This is a genomic window from Bacillus sp. RIT 809 (assembly GCF_016892495.1).
GTDB classification, from domain to species: Bacteria; Bacillota; Bacilli; order Bacillales; family Bacillaceae_G; genus Bacillus_A; species Bacillus_A cereus_U.
The window spans coordinates 1-18,359 of the sequence record NZ_JAFEMR010000001.1 but is presented as its reverse complement, the minus strand read 5'-3'; the positions used below and the strand labels follow the sequence as shown (position 1 = coordinate 18,359).

Here is an 18,359-nt window from a genome sequence, read left to right as displayed (position 1 = left end):
GTTGTTAAAAGATATGAGGAGTGAAGATAATGAACATTGCAAAGTTAATTGACCATACAATTTTAAAACCAAATTCTACTAAAGAAGATGTTATGAAAGTAATCGAAGAGGCAAAGCAATACAAATTTGCTTCAGTTTGTATTAATCCTACATGGGTAAAGCTAGCTGCTGAAGAATTAGCTGGACATGATGTAGACGTTTGTACTGTAATCGGTTTCCCATTAGGAGCAAGCACTACTGAAACAAAAGCATTCGAAACAAAAGATGCTATCGCAAAAGGTGCAACTGAAGTTGATATGGTAATCAACGTAGGTGCTTTAAAAGATGGCGACAATGAGTTCGTTGAGAAAGATATTTATGAAGTAGTACAAGCAGCAAAAGGAAAAGCTCTTGTAAAAGTAATCATTGAAACTTGCCTTCTAACAGATGAAGAAAAAGTTCGTGCTTGTGAATTATCAGTAAAAGCTGGTGCTGATTTCGTAAAAACTTCAACTGGATTCTCAACTGGCGGAGCAACTGCAGAAGATATCGCATTAATGCGTAAAACAGTTGGACCAAACGTTGGTGTAAAAGCATCTGGCGGCGTTCGTACACGTGAAGATGCAGACAAAATGGTAGAGGCTGGAGCTTCTCGCGTTGGAGCAAGTGCTAGTGTTGCAATCGTATTAAATGATGCAAAAGGTGCTACAGATAACTACTAATCAATAATGAAGTAAAGGGCAATAGATACACATTTAAAGTAAAGTGTATCTATTGCTTTAACAATTGAAAAAGATGTAAGCGGATACGAATGGGAGGAGACGGCTTATGAAATACTTAATCGGTGTTTTAGGCCTCGTATTGATTTTAGGTATCGCTTGGCTTGCTAGTAATGATAGAAAGAAAGTCAAATATCGCCCAATCATAACGATGGTTATATTACAATTCATTTTGGGGTTTTTATTATTAAATACAAGTGTAGGGAATATATTAATTAGCGGAATAGCAGATGGTTTTGGAGAATTATTAAAATATGCCGCTGATGGTGTGAATTTCGTATTTGGTGGATTAGTAAATCAAAAAGAGTTTTCATTCTTTTTAAGTGTATTAATGCCAATCGTATTTATATCAGCTTTAATAGGTATTTTACAACACATTAAAGTATTACCTATTATTGTGAAATCTATCGGTCTAGTATTAAGTAAAGTAAATGGAATGGGGAAATTAGAATCATATAACGCTGTTGCTTCTGCGATTTTAGGGCAATCTGAAGTGTTTATTTCAGTTAAGAAACAACTAGGATTATTGCCAGAAAAGAGAATGTATACATTATGTGCATCTGCAATGTCTACCGTTTCTATGTCTATCGTTGGATCGTACATGGTGTTATTAAAACCGCAATATGTTGTAACCGCTTTAGTGCTTAACTTATTCGGTGGCTTCATTATTGCTTCTATTATTAACCCGTATGAAGTTACAGAAGAAGAGGATATGTTAGAAGTACAAGAAGAAGAGAAAAAGACCTTCTTTGAAGTATTAGGGGAATACATTATAGATGGGTTTAAAGTTGCGATTACAGTAGCAGCTATGTTAATTGGTTTCGTTGCTCTTATTGCATTCATTAATGCAGTATTTAAAGGTGTAATCGGTATCTCATTCCAAGAAATTCTTGGTTATGTATTTGCACCATTTGCATTTATTATGGGTGTACCTTGGCATGAAGCAGTTAATGCCGGAAATATTATGGCAACAAAATTAGTATCGAATGAATTTGTCGCTATGACAGATTTAGCACAAGGAAACTTTAATTTCTCAGCTAGAACGACAGCGATTATATCTGTATTCTTAGTATCGTTTGCAAACTTCTCTTCAATTGGGATTATTGCAGGGGCAGTTAAGAGCTTAAATGAAAAACAAGGGAATGTAGTCGCAAGATTTGGTTTGAAATTACTTTTTGGTGCAACATTAGTAAGTTTCTTATCAGCAACAATCGTTGGCTTATTATTTTAACAGATTCATATAATATAAAAAGGAATGGTGATTGTAATGAGAATGGTAGATATTATTGCGAAAAAACGTGATGGAAAAGAATTAACGACTGAAGAAATTAATTTCTTTATTAATGGATATACAGATGGAAGTATTCCGGATTATCAAGCGAGTGCACTTGCAATGGCAATCTTCTTCCAAGATATGACGGATCGTGAACGCGCAGACTTAACAATGGCAATGGTTGAATCTGGAGAAACAATCGACTTATCAGCAATTGAAGGCATTAAAGTAGATAAGCATTCAACTGGCGGTGTTGGTGATACAACAACATTAGTATTAGGACCATTAGTTGCTGCTTTAGATGTACCAGTAGCAAAAATGTCTGGTCGTGGTTTAGGACATACGGGCGGGACAATTGATAAATTAGAAGCAGTGGAAGGATTCCACGTTGAAATTACGAAAGAGCAATTCATTGATATTGTAAACCGTGATAAAGTGGCTGTTATCGGACAAACAGGAAACTTAACACCTGCTGATAAAAAAATCTATGCACTTCGTGATGTAACAGGAACAGTAAACTCGATTCCTCTAATCGCAAGTTCAATTATGAGTAAAAAAATTGCAGCTGGTGCTGATGCGATCGTACTTGATGTGAAAACAGGTGCTGGTGCATTTATGAAAACAGAAGAAGATGCAAAAGAATTAGCTCATGCAATGGTACGTATCGGAAATAATGTTGGACGTCAAACGATGGCAGTAATTTCAGATATGTCACAACCTCTTGGTTTTGCGATTGGTAACGCTCTAGAAGTGAAGGAAGCAATTGATACTTTAAAAGGTGAAGGTCCAGAAGATTTAACAGAATTAGTACTTGTATTAGGTAGCCAAATGGTTGTACTTGCGAAAAAAGCAAATACATTAGAAGAAGCTCGTGAAATGCTAATTGAAGTTATGAAAAACGGAAAAGCAACTGAGAAATTTAAAGAGTTCTTAAGCAATCAAGGCGGAGACAGCTCGATTGTAGACAATCCAGAAAAAATGCCACAAGCGAAGTATGTAATTGATGTACCTGCAAAAACTTCAGGTGTTATTTCAAACATTGTTGCAGATGAAATCGGTATCGCAGCTATGTTACTTGGTGCAGGTCGTGCAACGAAGGAAGATGAAATTGATTTAGCTGTAGGTTTAATGTTACGTAAAAAAGTTGGCGACGCAGTAAAAGAAGGTGAGCCATTCGTAACGATTTACGCAAATCGTGAAAATGTAGAAGATGTAAAAGCAAAAATTTATGAAAATATTTCTATCTCTGAAACAGCAGTGGCTCCTAAATTGGTTCATACAGTTATTACTGACTAATCATAATTACATTTACTTTGAGGGGGAAATAATATGGATAAGAAAAAATATATTGAAGAAGCAAATAAGATGTTATCAAAAGCGTATATTCCGTATTCAAAATTTCCTGTTGGGGCAGCGTTAGTTACGAAAGAAGGTAAAATCTATACTGGTTGTAATATAGAAAATGCTTCTTACGGTTTATGTAACTGTGCAGAAAGAACGGCAATCTTTAAAGCAGTATCAGAAGGTGAGCGCGACTTTAGTTACTTAGTCATTACAGGCGAAACGGACGGACCGATTTCACCATGTGGTGCATGTAGACAAGTTATTGCTGAATTTTGTAATCCGAAAATGCCAGTTTTACTAACGAATGTAAAAGGCGATGAAAAAGAAGTGACTGTAGAGCAGTTACTTCCTGGTGCCTTCTCAATTGAAGATTTAAAATAAGTTAGAAGGCCATTCCACAATTAATAGTTGTGGAATGGCCTTTTTATTTTCAAGAAATAAAAAACCAAACTAACAATGTAATACTCTGTTCATATTCCGTTCATAAACTTTGCGTAAAATGATTGCAGTGAATATGGAAAGTGACGATATTAATTGTCGTTCTACAGCAGGAGGAATATAATGAAGAAATTATATAATGCAGCATTCATTTACTTAATTATTGGTTTATTATCAGGTGTATTTGCTAGAGAGTATACAAAAGCGCAAGGAATTAAAGGATCCACTATGTTGCAATTAGTGCATACACACGTATTAGTGCTCGGCTTCATATTCTTTTTGGTTGCATTAGCTTTATTTAAAGTGTTTCAAGTACAAGAAACAAAAAGCTTTCGCGCGTGGTTTATTGTTTATAATGCAGGATTAATTTTTACTATCGCTACAATGGTATTTAGAGGTATTTTACAAGTAAATGGAACAGATTTTAACGGTTTAAGCCATATGGCTGGATTAGCTCATGTCATTATAAGTGTCGGGCTTGTTTGGTTTATGATTTTGCTCAAAAAGTCTTTTAAATAGATAGGGGTGGAGAGTATGAGTTTAGCACTTTTATCAAGTATCGTAGCAGTTTGTATGGCCGTTGGAGTAATGTTTCTTCGATTTAAGTCAGCGAAAAAACCGGTAACGAAAAAGAAAATTATATTACCGCCAATCTTTATGAGTACTGGCGCATCGATGTACTTCTTACCAGAGTTTCGATTAACATCGTTAGAAATAGTAGAGGCAATTAGTATAGGACTTATTTTCTCTATATTTCTTATTAAAACATCTAAGTTCGAAATAAAAGGTGAAGACATATATATGAAACCGTCAAAAGCGTTCATATTTATTTTAGTTGGATTATTAGCTGTACGAGTAGGACTTAAATCATATTTAAGTCAATCGATTGATTTAGCACAATTAAGCGGGATGTTTTTCTTACTTGCCTTTGCGATGATCGTATCGTGGAGAATTGCTATGTATCGCTCGTATACTAAATTAGAAAAGACAATAAAAAGAGCTGGAATTTCTATATAGGAATTTCAGCTCTTTTTATGTTTTATTGAAATTCTTTAGTGCGGAGCTCATTCGCTAAATTTCAAACGGTCTTGAGCATGCTGTAAAGCAAGTGGAGTAACATTTTCTCCGCTAGAATCTACAATTGTTGTATTTAGTAAAATGGAATCTAAACTTCCGCGAAATTCTTTCGTATAGCTTTTTCTTAGTGTTTGTTGCTCTTGTTTTTCTGCACTATTTAATCCTAAAGTTTTTTCTTTTTTTGCTAATTCATTAATACGGAATAAAATGTTTTTCATTTCTTTCACCTCTAATATTTTATTTTAAATTAGTAACTTACTAATTTATAGTAATTGTAACCTATCTTTTATAAGGTGTCAATGCCTGTAAAAAATCAACTCTTTATACTGTATATAAAATAGTATGGAGAAACTAAGTAGATAAGTAATACTTGAAATATGGATTTTTTGTATACAATACCTAAGTAGGGTATACGAAGGTTCTTTGTATTGACCGCATTTATACAAGCATAATGAAAAGAGATAATAAAAGGAGTATGTAATAATGGATTCAGTAATTTCAAGGAAAGAGACAATTATTTCATATAGCATTGCAATTCTATTTATTTTAGCAATGGTCGCAGCTGGTGTACTATTAGATGATCCAGAAGTAATTTTGCCGGAAATAGCTGCGATGGCAATAGCTTTATGGGCATATCGTGAGCCGGGATGGCTAAGACAACCAGAAAAAATCTTTATTGTGCCGTCAATAACAGCTGTTATTGGTTTTGCAGTGAATCAAATGGATATTTCCTATATAGGAAAAGTTAGCTTAACACTTATATTAATGATGCTGTTTTTACGTGTTATACAATCAAATTTAGCACCATCTATTGCGACTGGTTTGTTACCATTATTGACACTCCCACCCCTAAAGGGGCTAGCTGACTAACGTCAGTGGGATTCTTGCTACCAAAGGCGAAGTCCATTTCTGGTATCGCTGACGTGCAAGATTGCGGTGTGCCATCACCACTCCCACAACAGACCATATAGGTTCGTGGGCTACGGTACTGTGACCATACCGTACAGATTGTTCGTTCTCAAATGTTTTTACGTCTTTTGCATGACTATGAATAAAGTATACCATGTTTTGCTATGCAAAAACGATGCTTTCATCCCACGTCTAAAGACGGACTAAAGTCCTGCGTGGGCTTTCACGTATCGTAAATTCTGTAACAAATGCGACTGAATGGTCATTTGTTATTTCTGTCTTCATTTTGACATTCATATTGATGCTAGGTGTTCTTATATTTAAACTGAATAACGGTCTTGAGAGAAAAGTGAAAATACAATATAAATATATGGTTTTATTTTTAATACTAAATTTCGTATGGATAAGTATATGTTGGATCACTGGTTATGAACAATTAGCGGTTATTCCGCCAATATTAGTTGTTGTGTATGAATCGCTTCAAAAGCCGATGTACAATGAAAAAATGGCATGTAAACAAATACTAGTATTAACTCTATCGGCAACTGTTGGAACTTTATTGTACTTAGCAATCGATTCATGGATTGTAGTTATTTTATTAAATATGATATTGATGCTTATTTTGTTAAAAATTGTTGGGATACGTATTCCAGCAGCTTATGCATTTCCCTTACTTCCACTCGTATTTCCTGATGAAATGATAAAAATGTTACCCATAGGTTCATTGCGGGGGTATTCTTATTTGGGGCAGTACTACTGTATAAAAAGTGGGAGATGAAGCAAAAGGGAATGCAAATGTAGAGAAGAAAATACAATCCTTAGTTAGCATAATAAATAGACACCCGCGGGTGTCTATTTTCATTAAATGAAATTTAGCTTAATTCATTTAAGTAATTAACAAGTTCTGTTGTTTTAGAAAAGAATGGTGAATGATCAGCTTCCAAAGTAATTATTTTCGCGCAAGGAGTTTCTGTATTCATTCGGCGCTGAAAATCAATTGGAATCGCTCTATCTAGAGTTGTTTCAATATAAATGCGATCTATAGTTCCGAAGTTTTCTTCAGAAATTTTTAGCTCTTGTTGAAACGGTCCTAGTGGCTGAGGACGCATTTGTTTGAAAGAAGATTCTTTAATAGCTGCATTTTCTGTAGCATTTAAAAATGTTTGTTCAGTCAACTCTGGTATAAGTTCTGCAGTCATGTCATTCTCATTAATTGAGAATTGTGGACCAGCTTCACCATCTAATTTACTACTAAGACTTTCTCCGTTTTGTGGTAAGAATGCGCAAAGATATACTAATTTATCGATTTTATTTGGTATAAGTTCAGCTGTTTGCGTGATCACAATTCCACCCATACTATGTCCAACAAGAATAACTTTTTCATTTTGTTGATCTATAGTAGCTGTTACTGCATTAACATAAGAATCTAGCGTTATATTTTGTGATGGAGTCATATCTTTTCCACTTCCAGGTAAGTCTAGTGTAACAACTGTATGTCCGAAAGCCTCTAGTTGAGGTTTTACTAATTCCCATGCCCATTCACCTTGCCATGCTCCATGTACTAAAACGTAAGTACTCATTTAATCAACACTCCTCTAATGTTTATATGCCTTATTTTTTCGTAATATTGATGATGTATACTTAGTGTATAGGAAGTGGTTTGATAAATATAATGAAGGTTATTTATAGATGATATAAATATCTTTTATATAAGGAGAACAGAATGAACGTTTTTGATTTTAAAGTTTTTAAAAATGTGGCTCGGTTGAACAGCATTAGTTTAGCAGCGAAAGAATTACATATGACACAGCCGGCTATAACTCATATCATAAACAAATTAGAGAAACGATATGCTTTAACTTTATTTGATCGCTCTAGACAAGGAACGATGTTAACTGAAAATGGAAAGGAATTTTTAGTTTGTGTAGATCGACTTCTAATGGAGTATGAAAACCTTGAAGAAACAGTTTTACAATTAAAAAATAGAAGCTTGTATAAGATTGTACTAGCTACGTATCCTTCCGTTACTGTATATTGTTTGGCGGAGTGTATCCAACTAGGTAATATTGATCAAAGTCAGTACGTGCTTGCAGTTCGAGAAGGAAGCTATCAAGAAGTGTTAGATTGGCTGTCTTCTGGAAGTGCAGATTTTTCTATTTCTATAAAAGAAAATTTAATACCAGGATTTCATTATGAATTTATTGGTGAAGATCCTTATGTTATGGTTTCTTCAAAGACTATTCCACCTAACCTTACTATTAAAGAGTTGAAAAATTATCCTTTTATTATGCCGCTTTCTGGTTGTAAAGAAGTACTTGAACCATATTTGATGAAAAATGAAATAGTAGTTAATAAAGTGATGGAGTCAGAGTCAATTAGTTCAGCATTAGCACTTACTTTACAAGTTAAAGGAATAACAATCGTTCCATTATCAGGACTTCATAAACAAATTATTCATGACTTTATCGTGCAACCGATAGAAATTAAAATCTCGCGACAACTTATTATGCAATGGTCACCTAAAAAAGAGAATGATCCGCTGTTTCTGGCGTTTGTTACGAATTTACTAGCTCAACTACAGCAAAAGAAAAAATGAATAAAATGATACAAAAGGTAAGCTCATTTCACTGAAGCTTACCTTTTGTATGTATTACCAATATAGAACAGTATCATAAAGTCCGATTAAAATGAGAAGTACACCAGCTATACGCTGAATGCTTTTTCCTATTTTTCGGCTCTTTTTGAGTAATGCCCCATTTAATCCAAGATAGGAGATGATGAACATTAGTACAACGATAGGCAGAGCAGTTCCTATCGAAAAGAATTTCGGAAACAAGTACCCATAATTATATGATAAAGATAAAGGGATTAACGTTCCGAAAAATAGCACAAACATAGTCGGACAGAAAGCTAACGAAAAGAAGAATCCAAGCAAAAATGAGCTGACTTCACTTTGTTTTCGTATAAATTTGATAGGGAAGATGGTAGAGAAGAAATTTCTTCCTGTTATAATACCTGATAATATTAGACCCATTAAAATTAATAAAGGTCCGATCAGTTTGCGTAGCCATGGGACATATAAAGTTAATATTTGTTGAATCTCTTTTCCTAACACCCATACTAATAGTCCAAGTATCGTAAAAGCTATTAATTTTCCTAAAATGAATAACAGTATATGTTTCCAGGCATGTCCCTTTTGTAAAGATTGATTGCCATAAAGTGAAACTTTAATCAGTGGGGGTTTTGTTCATCCCCCACTGATTATTAGTTGAACCAATCGGGCATTTACGGGCAGTTGATCTCCCGCCTAACTTCTTTGTCCTATCCGAATTTTGAGGTGGGAGTTTTACTGCCCGTTAATGCGGGATAAAGTGTAATAGCGCTAATGTTTCTTGTTAATTGGCAAGGAGCAAGGGTACCTACTATGCCTAATAAAAACGCAAATAAAAGAGGTATTGATTTCGTAGCATTCGCGACATCCATTAAAGGAGACATGAGTTGATAACTCCATTCACTAATTGTTGAAAACACGTTATATTCACCTTTCTAACTAGTTATATTGTAATGATCCCTCTTTAGTAATCTGTTTCCACGTTTTACCGCCATCCGTAGAAAGGAATACATTCGCTTTCATTGTAGCAAATACCATTTCAGATGAATTTTGAGGGTTTTGTGAAATATACATGATGGTATCCTTAGAATCTAAAGATGGAATTTGTATATTTGTTTCTTCATTTGTAGCAATTGATTTTTTCGTTATCATTTGCTCATTTTGCTTATTGATAGAGGTATAAATAACATCTTCATTACTTAATGTAACTGCTGTCGATTCAACTGATTTAGAAAATAGTTCAAATGTATTTCCATAATCCGTAGATAAATACACGCCATCTTTAGCACTTACCGCGACTACACTAGATTGATCGGGATGTGCTGAAAAGGAGTGGATAGTACTTGAAAGCCCCTTTAACTTACTATTTTTCCATTCTTGTCCGTTGTCCGTACTGAAATAAAAACCTTGTTGTAATTTAGAATTAGGACGTTCGTTGTATAAATAAATCGCTTCCGTATTATATCCGACAGCAAGGTTATGAAAATCAGATTCTCCATAGAATGCTAGCTTTTCAAGGTTATTGCCACCATCCGAACTTTTCATTAATCCTAAAGGGTTTTTAAAATTTGCACCTGGTTCAGGATGCCCGCTGGCAAAAAATCCATTTTTCGTTGCTTGAAAGCCCATATAATCGTGTAGCTGTGTAGCAGTTTCAAACCATTTGCCATTTTGATAAACCTTTATACCACTATGAGTTGCGATAGAAATCCCTGGCATATTTCCTGCATAGCCAATTCCATGAATGTGCGCGATTTTTCCGGATGTAATTTCTTTATAGAAGTTTTGCGGAATCGTATTTGCTGTTTCTTTATTTTTTGGCTGAGATTGAACAGTTTCTGTTTTTGCTGGTTGTGTTTCCACATTGCCAGAACATCCTGTAATTATTAATAAAGAAGTAATTGCTAACCCTGTTACTACATAATGTTTCAAATTTGTAGACTCCTTTCCTGTATATGAGATTTTAAGTATATGGAATAAATGTCAAGAAATTATGGAGTGATATGCATAATTGAGAGTGAAAAGGAATAGTTGTGGAGACTTTATACCGCATATGTGCCTAGTAATGAAAGTTTTACTTTCTATATGAACACTATTAATTGACGAAAAATTGTAACAATAATAGAATGAATTGTATTGGATAATTAGTTTTTCAATCATACATAGAACGCAAGGGGGATTATTATGAAGTCAACATTTTTTGCTCAAAATAGAGAAAGATTAGTGAAAACATTACCAGATGAATCAATTACTATTTTATTTGCTGGACAGGCACCTCATATGTCAGCTGATGCACATTATAAATTTGTGCCGAATCGTAATTTTTACTATGTAACGGGAATTGATGAGCCGAATGTTATTTTCATGTTAAAAAAGTTTGGAAATAGTGTAGAAGAGACTCTTTTCATTGAAAAATCAGATCCAGTGCTTGAAAAGTGGGTTGGAAAAACAGTTTCTAAAGAAGAAGCAGAGAAATTATCAGGTATAAAGAAAGTTGTGTATTTAGATAGCTTTGAAAAGACGATGACGAATACGCTTTTCGTGGAAAATGTGAAACATGTGAATTTAGACTTGGAACTTCGTGAGTGGAACGGTACTGAGACGAAAACATTAGCGTTTGCTAAACATGTAAGAGAACAGTACCCGCACATAACAATTGGGAATGTATACCCAAACATTTGTGAATTACGAGTGTTTAAAACAGAGGAAGAAATTGAAATCATTAAAGAAGCGATAGCTGTTACTAAAGAGGGCATTTATAACGTGCTAAAGCATGCAAAAACAGATTTGATGGAATATGAATTAGAGGCTCAGTTTGATTTCACATTGAAGTCATCTGGCATTAAGCATCATGCGTTCAATACAATTTTGGCAAGTGGGAAAAATGCTACAGTTCTTCATTATGAAGACAATGATGCACAAATTCAAAATGGTGATTTAGTACTGCTAGATTTAGGCGCTCAAAAAGACTACTATAACGCTGATATTAGTTATACATTCCCGGCAAATGGAACATTCTCTAGTCGTCAAAAACAAATGTATAATATTGTATTAAAAGCATTGAAAGAAACAACGGAACTGATTAAGCCCGGAGTAAAGTTTGCTGCATTAAATGAGCATACAAAAAAGGTACTGGCAGAAGAGTGTAAAGAAATTGGTTTAATTCAAGAAAATGAAGAGTTATCAAAATACTATTATCATGGTGTTAGCCATTTCCTTGGTTTAGATACGCATGATGTAGGAACATATAAAGATAGAGTGTTAGAAGAAGGTATGGTAATAACAATTGAACCTGGTCTTTATATTGAAGAAGAATCAATTGGAATTCGTATTGAAGATGACATTCTTGTAACGAAAGACGGACATGAAAACTTGTCAAAAGATATCATTAGAGAAGTTGAAGAGATTGAAGAATTTATGAGTAAACATAATGTGAATGTAGAAGAAGATGAAGTTGTTACGAAATAATAATTAGTAGAGGCGCTCAATTTTGGGCGTCTTTTTATTGTAAACTTTGATATTTTCTCGAAAATCATCTTCTGTTTATAAATCTGCCTATGTTCCCAACCCAAACATTCCTAATAAGCCAGAATAATATGAAGCAGTTATCCTATGGATAGCTGCTTATTCATTTTCATTGCAAGAGTCAATGTATATGTTGATCATGCCCGGGTGAAGGTGGGGGAGTATGATCTGGGAATGTCACGAATACGGCAACGATAATTACCACACTAATTGATAGTAATAACAAAAAACGCCGTTGAATAAAAGTAGAAAAGGTGTCTGATAAAAGTTGAATCATACATGACATAGTTATTGTTATAGTAAGTAAAAGACTAATAAACAGTATACTATGAGCTTGTTGAGCGTTTAACATTTCTGTAATCATTGCTCCCATCATACTTGCCATTAATCCAGAAAACATTCCTTCTAAAGCAGTAAATAGGTGAAAACGTAGACCGACTAAAAAACCGATAAAACCACTAATCAAAATAGCAAGCAAAGTAGAATATAGTAATTCTCCTTTAAAAAGAATCCCTAAATAAAAACCTATACTTAATCCCGTACTCATACTAAAAGACATAATAAATACCATATACTCCATTAGGGTACCCTTGCGTTTAGGAATATATGATGTAATAAGAATCGAGATACAACAAAGTGTTAAGGCGGTTAATGTGTAAGCGAACATTATGATACCTCCCTGTCCTATCATTCATTTCATCATATGTTCATATGGAGAGTACTTATGCTAATATATATCTGCAAATTATCTGCACAATTTATTAGAGGTGAGTTCAATATAATGTTCAAATAGTGATGTGTTCTTTTAGTAGGTGAGGATCTATAAAAAGCATTACAAGCATATTAGTTACAGAGGGAAAAAGTATTATTACTTTGAGAGAAATATATATAGTAAAAATGAATGGAAAGGATGTTCCACTTTTGAACATCTTTTTTGTGAATAAAAAGGAGTTAGGATAGTAAGCAAGATAATGAAACAGAGCTTAATTATTTGTTTTTCGAACGATAATAAGGTGGTCGTAAGTTAAAACAATGTTGTATTCAGAGTTATTGCAAAGTTCATTTACAGCTTTGATAACTCCTGGAAACTGCTCGGTATAATCGTGAAATAGAATGAGCCCACCATTTACAACACGTGATACATAATGTGTGATGTCGTGTTTCACACTAGAATATTCATGATTACCATCAATAAATAATGCAGCAATAGATTTAGGACAATCATCGTAAGCTTGTGTACTAAACTTTCTTATTGGAATAACGAAATCTTGTAGTCCGTGATAATTTATGTTGAACTGAAATGAAGGGTAATAACAATCAAGGAATGGATCAATAGCGTAGATTGGACGTTTTCTATTACTCAATAGAGAACTTCCCAGAGCTAAGGCAATTGTACTTTTTCCTTTATAGGAACCGATTTCAACTATATCTCCGTCTAAGTGATCTAGCGTTGAAGGTAAGTGTAATAGAGCAAATTGCTCATGCGGCGATAACCAGCCTTCGGTATGCTCTATAATTGCTAATAAGTCGTGTATACTTACTAAACTTTTCATATTATCATCATCCTTCTCAAGTTTATTATAGCTTATGTTAGTAGAAAAAAAGTGATATGGTTGTAGAGTTTAAATTTCGTACAATTGAATTCACATTTATATGGTTTTAATTATAGGAGAAATAATATGTGAGTATCTCTATTGTGAACACATAAAGAATAAGCGTATAATATTATAGTTATCACATTACTGGGAGTAATCCGCGAATGATAAATAAGATTGTTGTTTTATCATCGCTTCTAAACATATAGACAATGAAAGTAACACTGGAATACAGATAGGGAGTTATAAAATGAAATTAATTATTGCCGAGAAACCAGATCAAGGTTTGGCTCTTGTTTCACAGTTTAAATATCGCCGGAAAGATGGGTATTTAGAAGTAGAAGCAAATGAGTTATTTCCAAATGGAGCGTACTGTACATGGGCAATTGGTCATTTGACGCAGTTATGTAATCCAGAACATTATCATGCAGAGTGGAAAAAATGGTCACTTAATACGTTACCAATGATTCCAGAACGTTTTCAATTTGAAGTAACAAAGTCAAAGTATAAGCAATTTAATGTAGTGAAACAGCTGTTACATAATCCTCAGGTAACAGAAATTATTCACGCGGGCGATGCTGGGCGTGAAGGGGAACTGATCGTACGAAACATTATTAATCTTTGCAACGTGCAAAAGCCAATGAAGCGTCTTTGGATTTCATCTTTGACGAAACAAGCTATTTATCAAGGATTTAAAAACTTACTAGATGAAGCAGATACGATTAATACGTATTACGAAGCATATACAAGATCTTGCGCTGACTGGGTCGTTGGTATGAATGCATCGCGTGTCTTTAGCATTTTGCTAAAGAAAAAGGGAATGAACGATGTATTTTCCGCTGGTCGTGTACAAACGCCAACATTAGCACTCATTGTAAAGCGTGAAAAAGAAATAGAGAACTTTAAGTCAGAGCCGTTTTGGGAAGTGTTCGCAACCTTTAATATAGAAGGAAAGAAGTATGAGGGGAAATGGGAGAAAGATAATGAGTCCCGCTTAAATGATCCTGATTTGGCAAATAAAATTGCAGCGTTTTGTCAAAACAAACCGGCTGTAGTAAAAGAAATGAAAACGGAGCGTAAAGAGTTTCAGCCGCCGTTTTTATTTAATTTATCAGCGCTGCAAGCGACAGCGAATAAAGCCTTTAAATTTTCACCAAAAAAGACACTTGATATAACGCAAGCACTATATCAAAAAGGGATTGTCTCTTACCCTCGTTCGGATTCTAACTATGTTACACAAGGAGAGGCAGCGACGTTCCCTGATATTTTACAGAAATTAAGTCAGTTTGATGAATATAAAGGTTTATTACCAGCACCAATTGAATCGATTATGAACAATAAGCGTTATGTGAATGAAAAGAAAGTTACAGATCATTATGCAATTATACCGACAGAGCAAGTTACAAATCCAAGCAAACTATCAGGTGATGAGAAGAAAATTTACGATATGATCGTAAGAAGACTTATTGCAGCGCATTATGAAGTAGCAATCTTTGATTACACAACGATTACAACTCTTGTAGACGAACGTGCTGAGTTCATTTCGAAAGGAAAACAGCAAATTCAAGAAGGTTGGCGTAAAGTTATTTTCCAAGACGATAAAGATGACGAAACAATTCTTCCAATTGTCGCAGAAGGTGAACAAGGAAAAGTTGTAAAGGTGAAAGTGAAAGAGGGAAAAACACAGCCACCGAAACGTTATACAGAAGGACAACTTATTACGTTAATGAAGACGGCCGGTAAGTATTTAGAGAATGAAGAGCTGGAGAAAGTATTGAAGAAAACAGAAGGTTTAGGTACTGAGGCCACTCGTGCTGGTATTATTACGATGCTGAAAGACCGTAAATATATAGATGTGCAGAAAAACCAAGTGTACGCAACAGATAAAGGGAAAGTATTAATTACAGCAATCGGTGATAAAATACTGGCTTCACCAGAAATGACAGCAAAATGGGAGCAACGCCTTGCGGAAATTGGTGAAGGCACAGCTTCACCAGCGACATTTATGGAACAAACGAAAAAACTATCAGCTAAAATTATTGAAGATGCGGTAGAAATGTCAGAGAAATGGGATTTCACTGGATTACATGTTGAATCGATTGAACGAAAAGGATCGAAATTTACAACAGGTAAAAAGGTAGGGAACTGTAAAAAATGTGATGGCGATGTTATCGACAAGTCCACGTTTTACGGTTGTTCCAACTACAACACAACACAGTGTGACTTTACCATTTCGAAGAAGATATTAAGCAAAGCCATTTCGCAAAAAAACATGACGAAGCTATTAAAAGGTGAGAAGACCGATTTAATTAAAGGCTTTAAAAAAGGCGAGAAAACGTTTGATGCGAAGTTAGAGTGGAAAGATAATAAGATTAATTTTGTGTTTGAGAATTAAGTGGTTTTAACATATAAAAAAGCTCTTTCACGAGTAAAAGTTTCTGTAACAGGTTAGGTTTGAAAAAATTATTGATAGAAAAGAAAAAGCATGACAATTTTATGTCATGCTTTTTTATTTTATAATTACAGAGTTTTGTATACTAGCACTAAAATTTATTTGAAATAATTGTTTGAAAAGATGGTATGAAATAGTGTTAAGTAGCAATAAAGTTATTTAATTTACAATAAAGTCTTTTAAAATATAAAAAAGTTGTTTAAAGATCCTTCTTTAACTAAACGGCAGGTTAGTTTTAATACAATGTTTGTTTTAGCATTTAACCAAAGTGATAGAAGGTCAAAGAAAAGGTAGTAATAAAGAAGTGCCATTCCTAATGTGGACTGACACTTGGTAAGATGCAAAATTCATTATTTGATTTCGGCTGAGGAATTTGATTCATCTATTTTTCCTGTACTTTATTATGATTCCTTAGGCAGCCTTCTCTGTTTTAAATACCCATTGTTGGAGAGTTGGTTGATAATACGGTATCATCCACCCTAAAATTTTGCCGATAAAATAGGCGGCAATTAGTGTGCCGATTCCGATTGAGCCTAATGATTGAATGAAAACTATACAGATTGCACCAGCCACACAAATGTTTATTAAATCGCTCAAAATTTTTGCTTTACCGAATTTTAAATTGAATTTTTCACTAATTGCATAAGTTAACGCATCATACGGCATTAATGGCAGTTTCGCTGTTGTATAGCCCATTAAACCGACCGCTATAACAAATAAACTAACAATCAAATATACACTTCGAGCAAGGAGAGTTTCAGGTGCAGGGAAAAGTTGTACAAGGAAGAGTGTTGCATCCATGAAAAACCCAAATAAAAACGAAATAATGAATTGACTCACAAATTCATTTAACTCCATTCGTTTACTTAATATCACTTGAATAATAATGTATAAAACATTTGCAAGCGCCATTGTCACACCAACCGATAAACCAATCGTTAGCGTACTTGCATATGCTAATGATGACACAGGCGATACACCAAATCCTGCTTGAATCGACATGCTAATGCCAATCGACATAAAAAATAACCCGAGCACGTATAAGATGATACGCTTCAAGGTTCTGTTCCAATGATTCATAGTATCTCTCACTTTCTAGTTAATATTATCAATATAAAGACTATAGCTATAGAATTAAATATAACGTCAAATTCGACATATGAAAAATATATATATGATAAACTAATCATATCAAAAAACATATGACGGAGAGATACAATGGATTTCAGGCAATTATATTACTTTAAAGAAATTGTGAAACAAGGAAGCATTTCTAAAGCAGCAGAAGTGCTCCATATCGCGCAGCCCCCACTTAGCCAATTATTAAAAAAGCTTGAAACTGATCTTGGCACAACTTTAATTCATCGATATCGTCAAAAATGGGAGCTTACAGCAACAGGTGAAATACTATACCAATATGCCAATCAAATGTTAATACAAATTCAAGATGTAAAGCAGCAAATTCAAGAAATTGAACAAGGTATAGGAGGAACAGTAAGTATCGGTGTATCATCTGCATGTTCGAATATGCTCATTGACTATGTTAGTACGTTTAGAACACAATACCCTAATGTTAAAATAAATATAGTAACTGGAAATTCAGAAGAATTATTAAAAAGACTAGAACAAAGAGAAATTGATGTTGCCTTACTTTTAAGATTGGGCAATAGTGAACAATATGAGATGAAAATATTAAAAAAACAACCAACCGCTGTGATTATTCCATCAAGTTGGGCAACATCGTTTTCATCACAGCATGTGACGATTGAACAGATTGCCCAGTTCCCATTCATTATGCTAGGAGCAATGGAAGGACTCTCCTTCAATGAAGACCTTTTCAAAGTGTTTGATGAACATCAAGTCAAGCCAAATATCATTATCGAGTGTAAAGATATAAGGATGGTTGTAGCACTTGTTAGTAGAGGACTAGGATTATCCGTTATTCCAAGAATGGATTACACATCATCATTTTTAGAACATACAACGCTTTTTGAATTGAAACAATTTGATTTTCATTTAGAGCCTGTAATAGTAAAATTAAAAGACCAAAGAATTTCCAAAGTAGCATCTCAATTTTGGGAAATGGTTGATTAGGAGATATGAACAAAGCAAAAATAGCCTTCAATCAAGTAATATAGACATCTTACGAAAAATTGAGCCGGGATAAAAAAATTCTTTACTTGAGGAAGTTTCAAAACTGACTGTAGCTATATAAATAAAAGATAAAAAAGTTCTTTACTAATTTGAAAAACGCAGTAATTATACTACTTATTAGTAAAGAACTTTTTATACAAGGACATAAGTGGTTTCAACATATAAAAAAGCTCTTTCCCGAGTGAAATGTTCTATATTAGGTTTGAAAATATAGATAGAAAAA

At 34.1% G+C, this 18,359-nt stretch carries 16 protein-coding genes and 3 pseudogenes; 12 read left to right on the top strand and 7 right to left on the bottom strand.

All coding sequences use genetic code 11. The annotated features are described in order from the left end of the window. Nucleotides 1-29: 29 nt before the first annotated feature. The 6 genes from deoC (at nt 30) to JTF23_RS00070 (ending at nt 4,830) form a co-directional block, all read left to right on the top strand. On the top strand, nt 30-701 hold the full coding sequence (gene deoC / locus JTF23_RS00095) for a deoxyribose-phosphate aldolase (RefSeq protein WP_002012110.1): 672 nt from the start codon (nt 30-32) through the stop codon (nt 699-701). Nucleotides 702-807: 106 nt separating this feature from the next. Next, nucleotides 808-1,989 (top strand): NupC/NupG family nucleoside CNT transporter, encoded by a 1,182-nt coding sequence (locus JTF23_RS00090; RefSeq protein ID WP_002158326.1) that lies wholly within the window; start codon nt 808-810, stop codon nt 1,987-1,989. 36 nt (nt 1,990-2,025) lie between these two features. Beyond that, nucleotides 2,026-3,327: a pyrimidine-nucleoside phosphorylase gene (locus JTF23_RS00085; protein ID WP_002158325.1), complete on the top strand. Its 1,302-nt coding sequence runs from the start codon at nt 2,026-2,028 to the stop codon at nt 3,325-3,327. A 33-nt stretch (nt 3,328-3,360) separates the two neighbouring features. Continuing rightward, on the top strand, nt 3,361-3,756 hold the full coding sequence (locus tag JTF23_RS00080; RefSeq protein WP_002158324.1) for a cytidine deaminase: 396 nt from the start codon (nt 3,361-3,363) through the stop codon (nt 3,754-3,756). 180 nt (nt 3,757-3,936) lie between these two features. Further along, nucleotides 3,937-4,332, top strand: a complete 396-nt coding sequence (locus tag JTF23_RS00075) for a DUF2871 domain-containing protein (RefSeq protein WP_016094279.1) — start codon at nt 3,937-3,939, stop codon at nt 4,330-4,332. A gap of 15 nt (nt 4,333-4,347) precedes the next feature. Next, nucleotides 4,348-4,830, top strand: coding sequence for a CcdC family protein (locus JTF23_RS00070; RefSeq protein WP_002202406.1), 483 nt, complete (start codon nt 4,348-4,350; stop codon nt 4,828-4,830). A 47-nt stretch (nt 4,831-4,877) separates the two neighbouring features. Here the strand turns inward: JTF23_RS00070 and JTF23_RS00065 are convergent, their stop codons facing one another. Continuing rightward, complete coding sequence (locus tag JTF23_RS00065) at nt 4,878-5,108, bottom strand: DUF896 domain-containing protein (protein WP_204207821.1); 231 nt, start codon at nt 5,106-5,108, stop codon at nt 4,878-4,880. A gap of 265 nt (nt 5,109-5,373) precedes the next feature. On the opposite strand from JTF23_RS00065, the pseudogene JTF23_RS00060 reads away from it, so the two are divergent. Then, nucleotides 5,374-5,724 (top strand): annotated as a pseudogene (locus JTF23_RS00060) (hypothetical protein); the annotation flags it as partial. A 316-nt stretch (nt 5,725-6,040) separates the two neighbouring features. Then, a pseudogene (locus JTF23_RS27645) lies at nt 6,041-6,600 on the top strand (hypothetical protein); the annotation flags it as partial. Nucleotides 6,601-6,671: 71 nt separating this feature from the next. Here the strand turns inward: JTF23_RS27645 and JTF23_RS00050 are convergent. After that, a complete protein-coding gene (locus JTF23_RS00050) occupies nt 6,672-7,379 on the bottom strand; it encodes an alpha/beta fold hydrolase (RefSeq protein WP_204207820.1) in 708 nt (235 codons plus the stop codon). Nucleotides 7,380-7,522: 143 nt separating this feature from the next. On the opposite strand from JTF23_RS00050, the gene JTF23_RS00045 reads away from it, so the two are divergent. Then, nucleotides 7,523-8,395, top strand: a complete 873-nt coding sequence (locus JTF23_RS00045) for a LysR family transcriptional regulator (RefSeq protein ID WP_204207819.1) — start codon at nt 7,523-7,525, stop codon at nt 8,393-8,395. 54 nt (nt 8,396-8,449) lie between these two features. Here JTF23_RS00045 and JTF23_RS00040 read toward each other — a convergent pair. Beyond that, a pseudogene (locus JTF23_RS00040) lies at nt 8,450-9,330 on the bottom strand (urease accessory protein UreH domain-containing protein). A 19-nt stretch (nt 9,331-9,349) separates the two neighbouring features. Then, nucleotides 9,350-10,342, bottom strand: a complete 993-nt coding sequence (locus tag JTF23_RS00035; RefSeq protein ID WP_204207818.1) for a F510_1955 family glycosylhydrolase — start codon at nt 10,340-10,342, stop codon at nt 9,350-9,352. A 252-nt stretch (nt 10,343-10,594) separates the two neighbouring features. On the opposite strand from JTF23_RS00035, the gene JTF23_RS00030 reads away from it, so the two are divergent. Continuing rightward, entirely contained in the window at nt 10,595-11,878 is a 1,284-nt protein-coding gene (locus JTF23_RS00030; RefSeq protein WP_204207817.1) for an aminopeptidase P family protein, read from the top strand. A 178-nt stretch (nt 11,879-12,056) separates the two neighbouring features. Here JTF23_RS00030 and JTF23_RS00025 read toward each other — a convergent pair whose 3' ends face one another. Both JTF23_RS00025 and JTF23_RS00020 read right to left on the bottom strand, forming a co-directional pair. After that, complete coding sequence (locus JTF23_RS00025; protein ID WP_078173160.1) at nt 12,057-12,602, bottom strand: hypothetical protein; 546 nt, start codon at nt 12,600-12,602, stop codon at nt 12,057-12,059. A gap of 316 nt (nt 12,603-12,918) precedes the next feature. Next, nucleotides 12,919-13,488, bottom strand: a complete 570-nt coding sequence (locus JTF23_RS00020) for a class I SAM-dependent methyltransferase (RefSeq protein ID WP_204207816.1) — start codon at nt 13,486-13,488, stop codon at nt 12,919-12,921. 292 nt (nt 13,489-13,780) lie between these two features. Between JTF23_RS00020 and topB the strand changes: the two genes are divergently transcribed. Beyond that, entirely contained in the window at nt 13,781-15,925 is a 2,145-nt protein-coding gene (gene topB, locus JTF23_RS00015; protein WP_002200885.1) for a DNA topoisomerase III, read from the top strand. 468 nt (nt 15,926-16,393) lie between these two features. On the opposite strand, the gene JTF23_RS00010 is transcribed toward topB, so the two are convergent. After that, nucleotides 16,394-17,062 (bottom strand): YczE/YyaS/YitT family protein, encoded by a 669-nt coding sequence (locus tag JTF23_RS00010; protein WP_002200884.1) that lies wholly within the window; start codon nt 17,060-17,062, stop codon nt 16,394-16,396. Nucleotides 17,063-17,200: 138 nt separating this feature from the next. Between JTF23_RS00010 and JTF23_RS00005 the strand changes: the two genes are divergently transcribed. Next, on the top strand, nt 17,201-18,076 hold the full coding sequence (locus JTF23_RS00005; RefSeq protein ID WP_002148786.1) for a LysR family transcriptional regulator: 876 nt from the start codon (nt 17,201-17,203) through the stop codon (nt 18,074-18,076). Nucleotides 18,077-18,359 lie beyond the last annotated feature (283 nt).

Coding starts and splice junctions, on each gene's coding strand:
- JTF23_RS00070 (WP_002202406.1), top strand. CDS start 4,348: ATGAGTTTAGCACTTTTATCAAGTATCGTAGCAGTTTGTATGGCCGTT.
- deoC (WP_002012110.1), top strand. CDS start 30: ATGAACATTGCAAAGTTAATTGACCATACAATTTTAAAACCAAATTCT.
- JTF23_RS00045 (WP_204207819.1), top strand. CDS start 7,523: ATGAACGTTTTTGATTTTAAAGTTTTTAAAAATGTGGCTCGGTTGAAC.
- JTF23_RS00085 (WP_002158325.1), top strand. CDS start 2,026: ATGAGAATGGTAGATATTATTGCGAAAAAACGTGATGGAAAAGAATTA.
- JTF23_RS00090 (WP_002158326.1), top strand. CDS start 808: ATGAAATACTTAATCGGTGTTTTAGGCCTCGTATTGATTTTAGGTATC.
- JTF23_RS00030 (WP_204207817.1), top strand. CDS start 10,595: ATGAAGTCAACATTTTTTGCTCAAAATAGAGAAAGATTAGTGAAAACA.
- JTF23_RS00025 (WP_078173160.1), bottom strand. CDS start 12,602: ATGTTCGCTTACACATTAACCGCCTTAACACTTTGTTGTATCTCGATT.
- JTF23_RS00050 (WP_204207820.1), bottom strand. CDS start 7,379: ATGAGTACTTACGTTTTAGTACATGGAGCATGGCAAGGTGAATGGGCA.
- JTF23_RS00080 (WP_002158324.1), top strand. CDS start 3,361: ATGGATAAGAAAAAATATATTGAAGAAGCAAATAAGATGTTATCAAAA.
- JTF23_RS00020 (WP_204207816.1), bottom strand. CDS start 13,488: ATGAAAAGTTTAGTAAGTATACACGACTTATTAGCAATTATAGAGCAT.
- JTF23_RS00065 (WP_204207821.1), bottom strand. CDS start 5,108: ATGAAAAACATTTTATTCCGTATTAATGAATTAGCAAAAAAAGAAAAA.
- JTF23_RS00075 (WP_016094279.1), top strand. CDS start 3,937: ATGAAGAAATTATATAATGCAGCATTCATTTACTTAATTATTGGTTTA.
- JTF23_RS00005 (WP_002148786.1), top strand. CDS start 17,201: ATGGATTTCAGGCAATTATATTACTTTAAAGAAATTGTGAAACAAGGA.
- JTF23_RS00010 (WP_002200884.1), bottom strand. CDS start 17,062: ATGAATCATTGGAACAGAACCTTGAAGCGTATCATCTTATACGTGCTC.
- topB (WP_002200885.1), top strand. CDS start 13,781: ATGAAATTAATTATTGCCGAGAAACCAGATCAAGGTTTGGCTCTTGTT.